Origin of the sequence: Lachnoanaerobaculum sanguinis (assembly GCF_033242365.1) — a bacterium.
Taxonomy (GTDB): domain Bacteria; phylum Bacillota; class Clostridia; order Lachnospirales; family Lachnospiraceae; genus Lachnoanaerobaculum; species Lachnoanaerobaculum sanguinis.
Genome location: NZ_BTHK01000031.1, coordinates 1 through 8,100, shown reverse-complemented (window position 1 = coordinate 8,100; position 8,100 = coordinate 1). Strand labels below are relative to the sequence as shown.

Sequence of the window (8,100 nt, the reverse complement as noted above, 5' to 3'; positions counted from 1 at the left end):
CACCGGTAAATCCAAGTACACCGACAACCCCTACCACACCGACAACCCCTACAACTCCGATAAGAGTGGCAACCCCAAGCCAGATCACTATACCGGGAAGAGATGAGGATGTAGTTATAAGACCTACAAGACCTTTAGCGACCCCGTCAATAGCGACAAGCTCAAACACAAGCAGAGGAGGAAGTGGAAGTTCAGGAAGCGGCAGCACAAGTGTAAGACCGGGACAGGTAAGTGTAAACAACAAAGTAACATCAAAGAATGCAATAGAAGAGCCTGTGATCTTGATAGATACCCCAACACCTGGCAAGAATCCACAGCCTCAGAAAGTGACACCTGTACCAAGCAGTACAAGAGTGGCACTTGCAGTACCGAAGACAGAGGACAGAAAGGACGTAAGAGGATATGTATTTATTCTAATGAGTTCAATCGCAGCTGCAATGGCACTGGCATTCAAGAAAAAAGAAGAAAGATAATTTTTCGGTCCCCGACTTTAAGTCGGGGGCTTTTTTTATGTAAATTGAATCTATAAAGAATTGAAACAGTGTATGGGATTTGAAAAGATGATAATAAAAAAGTCTGTCACTTTGCAATTTAAAAATCGTAAAGTAACAGACAATATAGTATTATTTAGAAATCTTCCCATCCGTCAATGGAAGAACTCATATTATAACTTGTAACAGTTCCTTCAAAGAAATTAGACTTAACATTACCTTCACCCTCGGTATCGGCAAATCTTTCCAAATGCTTATAAGGATTTTTAGTAAAACCTGAATATAGAGGCTCCAGGCCTAAAGACTTTAATCTTTCATTAGCCAGCCATTTTGTATAACCCTCGGTTGTCTGAGAAGTTATGCCAAGCACACGATTTCCTATTATATGCTCTGTCCAGTTAATTTCCTGCTCAACGGCAGTATTAAACATGGAATAGATCGTTTCTGTCGAGAAAAACTCAGGGTAATCATTCTTTATTTCTTTAACAATACTTCTAAATAAAACAACATGTGAGAGCTCATCTCTGTTTATCAGTCTTATAATATCAGAGGTACCCACCATCTTATTCCTGCTTGCAAGAAGATAGAAGAAGTTAAAGCCGTTATAGAAATACAGTGATTCAAGCAAATAGTTTGCTATTATGACCTTAGCAAAGTTCTCATCGGACTGATTATCTATAAAATCCTGATAGATCTTCGCAATAAAACTGTTTCTTTCAAATAATATCTTATCATCTCTCCATTTATCATAGATCAGATCTCTGCTCTGCTTTGGAAGTATGGACTCAATTATATACTGATAAGATTGAGAGTGAATGGACTCCTGGAAAGTCTGTATGGCCAGTAATAAATTCACCTCAGGTGCTGTTACATGGTCTGAAATATTAGGAATATTATTTGTCTGTATACTGTCAAGGAAAATCAAAAAGGAAAGTATTCCGTCATAGGCTTCCCTTTCAGGTAAGGTCAAATTTTCATAGTCATTTTTATCCTTGGTTAAATCCACCTTTTCAGGTATCCAGAAATTTGCCATCATAGTTCTGTAAAGGTGATTGGCCCACTGAAATCTGACATTATTAAGGTTAAAAAGATTTGTTGAATTACCCTTTATAATTTTCCTTGCACTTAATGTATCATCACCTGCCGGATTAAATAATTTCTTTCTATCCACTACAGCTTTCGCACTCCTCTTTATCTGAAATAGTATTCGTATTCTTTTGAATTGTTCTTATATAATAAACACTCTTACAGCCTTCTTCCCAGGCAGTCATTAAAGTGTCATAAATATCTTTTGCTTTAATATTTTTGTTTAAGTCAAAGACCATTTCCATAGATACACCCTGTGTTATCCATGAACCTATTTTTGCCATTATCTTTACATAGCTGATAGGGTTTACATTTTTAAACTCAGGATAGAACCATGCTCTGTCCTTCAAATGCTTAACAGTTCTGGGTATTGCTCCTCTTTGATTCTTTTCGATATAAAATCTTGAGAATGTCGGAGTTACAGATGCGGTCGATCCCATTAACAAAGATGTGGAAGTATTAGGCGCTATCGCTGTAAGCTCACCGTTTCTTAGACCGTTAGCCTCTACCAGATAAAAAGCCTCATTCCATTCATCTTTGAATTTGGAATTTGCTCCATACCATTCTATTTTCTTGCCGAAGAATATACCCTGATCCCATTTGGAACCCTTAAAGGCCTTGTAAGCTCCTCTTTCTTTTGCCAGCAATGCGGAAGACTTTACGGAATAAAGTGCTATTCTTTCAAACAGTTCATTTATTTCATTTATAGAGTCTTCATAAATCATATAGTCTCTTGCCAAGTAGTCTGCAAGTCCCATTGCACCGACACCTACTGTTCTGTAAAGTAAGTTATGCTTATTGGATTCCTTTAAAGGAGTAACTGTCAAATCTATAGTATTATCCAAAGCTCTTATTGCAAGTGCGACATGCTTTTCAATCTCGTCAGATGTAAGTTCGGCCAGATTAAGAGAAATAAGGTTACAAGTGTGAATTTCACCCATATCACTTTTTCTGACAGCTGTATTGCCGTCAACTTCTTCCTCAAAATTTAGCGTAGGTTTGAAGTTTGAAAAACTCTCCATACAAAGATTTCCGTTACCTATCATGCCCATGTGAGAGTTGTGATTTACCTCATTTGCTCTGTCTTTAAAGAAGATATAAGGCATTCCTGTTTCAAGCTGAGTTTTCATAATGCTTTTAAACAGATCCTTGGCATTTAAAACCTTTTTAAGCTTGATATTATCGTCCTTTTCAAGCTTTTCATAGATTGATTCAAATTCATAACCATAAAGCTCACAAAGTTCAACACCGTATTTTCTTCTTATTTCATACGGATCAAGTAAAGTCCAGGATTCATTGTTTTTAATTCTCTTCATAAAGAGATTGGAGCATACTACCTGTGGATATATATCATAGGCTTTTCCTCTTTGGTCACCGTTTTCGGTTTGTAGTTCAAGGAATGATTCAATATCCAAATGCCAGGTATCCAAAGCCACTGTAGCGGCTCCGGCTCTTCTTCCCTGCTGATTTACGGCAACAGCCGTATCATTTATTATTCTGATCCATGGTACAACACCGCCGCTTGCATTGTAATAACCGTTTACCATAGAGCCCTTTGCTCTTATTCTTGAAACATTAACACCGACTCCGCCGCCGTTTTTACTGATTCTTGCCAAAGAGTCAATATTATAGAAGATAGATTCTATATTGTCATCTATTGCTGTAATAAAACATGATGACAGATTGCCGTTCGGGACTCTAAGGTTTGCAAGCATAGGAGTCGCAAGTGAGAGCTTTCTTAGAGATAATGCATTATAGAACTCTTTTACTATATTTACTCTTGTTTCACCGGGCTTTTCATTTAAAGCAAGCATCATGGATATTGCCATAAATGTTTCTTGAGGCAACTCATAAGTTTTGCCTTCATGCTTAATCAAATATCTGTTAACAAGCATATTTGCTCCGGCATAGTCATAGACCATATCTCTGTCTATATCTATGAGTGGGGCAATTTGATCCAATTCCTCTTTGCTGTAGGTTAAAAGTCTTTCATCATACAGCCCAAGTTCAACCATATGCTTTATAGTTTTGGAAAAATCACCGTAAGAAAAATTTCTTGAGTGGAAAACTTCTCTTTCAGCTTCCATCATAAGAAGTCTGCCTGCCACATATGCCCAGTCACTTTCTTCAAAACTTGTCATTGTAACAGCCGTGTTTATTAAAGATGCCTGAATCTTTTGAGTGGTAATATTTTCCTCATAGATTGAGTCTATATTACTCTCAAGCTCAACCATATTCACGTCCAGACCGTCACAGGCCCTTAAGAGTTTTTCTCTGATTTTTTCTATATTAAGATCTTCAATTATGTTATCTCGATTGATAACCTTTCTTTTTTCGTTTGACATCAGATCACCTGTAAGAAGGCTTCCATTGAGTACACATGATCATTGTATTCCACTACAGGAGCACTCATAATTCTTGCCTTACTTGCAACTATCATAAGTGTCTTCATGTCCTCAATGTACTCGAATTCAAGGTTTTTATTTTCCAATATTCCCTTTAAAGATACGCATTTACCACAGTTTTCCTTGCCATAAACTTTTATCATTTCTAAACACTCCTTAAATTCATACATATATATTGTGAAGTGATACGATATCAGCACAATATATTGTGTTAATAGCCTACTAATTTTATTATATAAAACCCAAAAAGTAAAGTATATATTTTGATTTTAAATAATAAAACGGAGGGTTAAAAATAATTATTGTTTAAAAAAAAAACATTGTACCAATGTTACTGAAAAAACATGTAAATTGTGCTATGGTGACTCTGTATATTCGGCACAAATATTTTCAATGTAAAATGATAAAATTAAATTACTTGAAAAATAATTTTACAAAATCGAAAAAATGCTTTGCAAAAATAATTTATTATGATATCATGTGCCTAATGTTGAGTGAAAGGGAGGGTTTTATGAAAAGAATAAATGAGTTTTAGCTATATATCGAACTTTAGTTAAGGAGTGATCTGACAGATGACTCCTTAAAGTTATGTATAAATTATTATTAAGAGGAGGAAATATGAATACAATTAGAAAACGATTATTGGCCGCTATTTTATCATTTGTGATGGTATTCCTGTCAATGAGTGATTTCTTCACAGCATATGCAGGTCCGCCGGGTATAGTAAACGATCCTGATATTATTGCAGAAGTCACATACGACAGAAGTGTGGTCAACAGCAGAGGAAACAGCGACTTTTACGTAGGTGAGGAGGTTTCGTTCTATGCAAATATTACGGTTTCGTCGATTACTAGAAGTATACCGGGTGCATATGGAAAGCTATACTTACCGAAGAAGATTTTTCCAACGGTAAATGCTACCAATATTTCTACCTGGATAAACAGACCAAGTACTAATTATTTGAATATAGATAGCTCATCAGATACTGAGTACCACATAGTTAAGCTTAAGTTTAATAACCTTGGCGGTGGTACCACACAGACAGTGCCTTTTAAGGGAAAAATTGCAGATTTCTCACTTGCAAATAATGAGAGTTATGTAATACCATATCAGGTATATGATGCAAATGATACTTTGCTTGAGAGTACCAATAATACTTTTACTGCAAAGACATATCCTATCGGATATGGTAACGAGGATTATAACTACAGAAGAAGCTACCAGTATGTACAGGGTTCAAGTGATTTACAAAGTGACAACTCGCTTTCAAACACATTATCCACTTATGTAGACTTCTATACAAGAAGAACCAACTGGCCTGCACCGGGTACATATCATGGTACAAGTTTTCCACAAGTAGGTGCCGACAGAAGAAAGACCAGAGTAACGGTACAGCTTCCGGCAAATGAAAACTTCGATACTACAGACAGTAGAAACGCAGGATGGACATATGATCCTGTAAACCATACTATCAGTAAAGAAAAGAATTATCCAAGTAATACATATACCAGTGAAGGTTTCTACATAAGATATAATAATCAGCCTACCAGAACATTAAATGCACCTGTCGAAGTTACATTCCCTATAACCTGGGCTTATGTAAATGATGACGGGTCAATAGATCAGGCATCTGTAGAGAAATCCAAGTCTTTTGCCAGATATTCATCATATCCTCCTGTTCCTGCAACAGATAGAGGTATTACAGTTTATAAAAATGCAAGTCCATATGTTTATACATTTGATGACAGAGAAGAGTCCACTATACATAAATATGACATTACTACAAACTGGTCTTGGTATCTGGGAGCTCCTGCAACAAATCCGGTATTAGGTCAAAAAAAAGGAAGACTTTTATCTTTGCTTGATACCCCTGAAGTTGATATGGAATTTGTTGGATACCAAATCAAATATGGAAATACGACCGGAAAGGTATCTGATGCAGCCGGAACAGAGCAGACTGTGCCTGTTTTGGATGCCGCTCAAAAGGCTGCACTTTCAAACAACCAGCTTATAGGAACAAAACCTGACGGTAGTGAGGAAGTAATTGCTACTAATATATCAATTACAGAGAACTCTACAATGATAGATTTGCCAAATCCTACTCACTACACAAAGATAAATCTTAAGTTTACAAATCCTATAGAAATACAGGCTCCAAATGCAAATGTATTGACTGCAACATATAAATTCCGTTTGGCAGAAAATGCATATAATGATGTGAAGGCTATTTTGGATACAAAGCCTGACAATGAGCAAGGTTATACAGATACTTATAACAGAGCAAATACATTCGGAGATGACGGAGCAGGGCATCAATGGACTCCTCAGAGTAGACATTTGATTAGGTGGGTAAAGATCTACGCAAAGGAAAATGCACATACTACTCAGAATCAGAATCTTGGAACTAAGTATCTTGGTGAAGAATTTGCTATGACTGACGGTATACAGTTCCGTTACAATCTTCCTGAGAGAGGTAGAGATGTAAAGAATCCTAAGTTCTTTATGTTAACAGATCCGGCATTGGAATTTAAAGGAATGACAACTAATTCATTCGGACAGGCTACATTCGGTCCACATATGAATAATTACAGAGTGGAATATAACTTTAAGAATACCGGAAAGACAGCTTACATCTGGGATTTCCCTACATTCCACCTTCCAAAGGGAAATAATTATTATACTTTAGGATTTTATCCTAGGTTTAAGACTACCAAGAACATGGCAGGTGGTCAGAACTCTATAGATACATATATGTCATGGGATAATAATGAAGAAGCTGCAACCGATAAGGTACCGGGACTTTATGATGATGTACTTGACCTTGATAATGACGGAAACACCACAGAGAAGTTTAGTAGTAAGAAGGCTACATATCTTTACTCACCTCCTTTAGAGTTGATTCTTACAAAGAGATCAAAGAGAGCGGATTCAGCCGAGACTTTGTATTCAACACTTACAACACCTGATAGTGAGCAGATAGTAGACTATAAGTTAAATATCTTCAACAACTCTATAACAGGAGTTAGTGGATTTACATTCTTTGATATCCTGCCACATGTGGGTGATAAGGCAATTGCACCTGATCAGCAGGGACATTATGCGGATAGAGGTTCAACATACAGACTTGGACTTACAGGTCCACTTGATCCTCATCCGAACTATACATATGAATACAGTACAACCCCTGTTACAGAAGGAAATATAGCCGCCAATTATGCAGGAGCTACATGGACTTCATCAGTATCAGACTGGTCAGCGGTTACTATGTTCAGACTTAAGATGAAGCCGGGCTATACACTGGCAAGCGGTGCGGCGGATGATATTACATTCAGAGCAAAGATGCCTGATACTACTCCACTTGATACTACAAATAAAGCGGTAAATACCTTTGCGGGATTTGCCGGAGACAGCTATACAGGTGCATTTGAGGCACTCAGCAACGTAGTAGTACCGAAGAAGTATAAGATCAGCGGTAAGATCTACTATGATGTTCCACCTGCAGGCGGAAGCGGAAACGGTACATATCTTACAACTGATGATGACGTACCTGCAGCAGGCAGAACGGTAAGTCTCTATGATGCAAGCGGTAATCCGGTACTTGATGAATCAGGTAATCCGATGACTACTACAGCCAATGCAAACGGAGATTACGCTTTTGATAACATCTCAAAAGCGGGAACATACAAAGTAGTGATAACACCGGGAATAGGAGATACAATAAGTACAAACCGTGTTACATCTACATCTCTCATAATAGGAAATGACTTTGCTGACGGAACTCAGGGAAGCAATCCTGTATTTGAAACAAGCGTTACACTTACACCAAGTGATGATAAGAAAACAGCAAACGCTGCGCTTGTGGCAAGTAATTCTACATTGAAAGTAAAATATGTAGATATGGCAGGAAATCCGATACCGCTTGATAACGGAAGCGGAAATGTTGCCGATACTGACAGCGTTCACGGCTTTAGAGATCCATATACGGTAACACCGCCTACAACACTTACAGGTGTGGCTAATTATGAGTATGCGGAGCCGGATCTTACAAACGGCAGACCGTTGACAGGAACATTAAATCCGGGACAGAATGTCGTAGTATTAAAATACAAGAGAAAGAC

At 37.4% G+C, this 8,100-nt stretch carries 5 protein-coding genes; 2 read left to right on the top strand and 3 right to left on the bottom strand.

Annotated features, from left to right (window positions below; genetic code table 11):
• Positions 1-473: hypothetical protein (locus SBH76_RS13255; protein WP_432706869.1), on the top strand; the 473-nt coding region annotated here is incomplete at its 5' end.
• A gap of 154 nt (positions 474-627) precedes the next feature.
• Here SBH76_RS13255 and SBH76_RS13250 read toward each other — a convergent pair.
• From SBH76_RS13250 to SBH76_RS13240, 3 genes are read right to left on the bottom strand one after another with little or no spacing between them, the layout of a single operon-like run.
• The gene (locus SBH76_RS13250) at positions 628-1,662 is read right to left on the bottom strand and encodes a ribonucleotide-diphosphate reductase subunit beta (RefSeq protein WP_314100105.1); all 1,035 of its coding nucleotides are present in this window, start codon (positions 1,660-1,662) and stop codon (positions 628-630) included.
• A complete protein-coding gene (locus SBH76_RS13245) occupies positions 1,655-3,922 on the bottom strand; it encodes a ribonucleoside-diphosphate reductase subunit alpha (protein WP_317978149.1) in 2,268 nt (755 codons plus the stop codon). The genes SBH76_RS13250 and SBH76_RS13245 overlap by 8 nt, the downstream gene beginning before the upstream one ends.
• The gene (locus SBH76_RS13240) at positions 3,922-4,125 is read right to left on the bottom strand and encodes a glutaredoxin family protein (protein ID WP_009663585.1); all 204 of its coding nucleotides are present in this window, start codon (positions 4,123-4,125) and stop codon (positions 3,922-3,924) included. The genes SBH76_RS13245 and SBH76_RS13240 overlap by 1 nt, the downstream gene beginning before the upstream one ends.
• 475 nt (positions 4,126-4,600) lie before the next feature.
• Between SBH76_RS13240 and SBH76_RS13235 the strand changes: the two genes are divergently transcribed.
• The coding region (locus tag SBH76_RS13235) for a hypothetical protein (protein ID WP_317978148.1) at positions 4,601-8,100 on the top strand (3,500 nt) is incomplete at its 3' end.

What these genes read in the sequence shown, in the direction of transcription:
- SBH76_RS13240 (WP_009663585.1), bottom strand. Translation starts at nt 4,125, where the DNA reads ATGATAAAAGTTTATGGCAAGGAAAACTGTGGTAAATGCGTATCTTTA.
- SBH76_RS13245 (WP_317978149.1), bottom strand. Translation starts at nt 3,922, where the DNA reads ATGTCAAACGAAAAAAGAAAGGTTATCAATCGAGATAACATAATTGAA.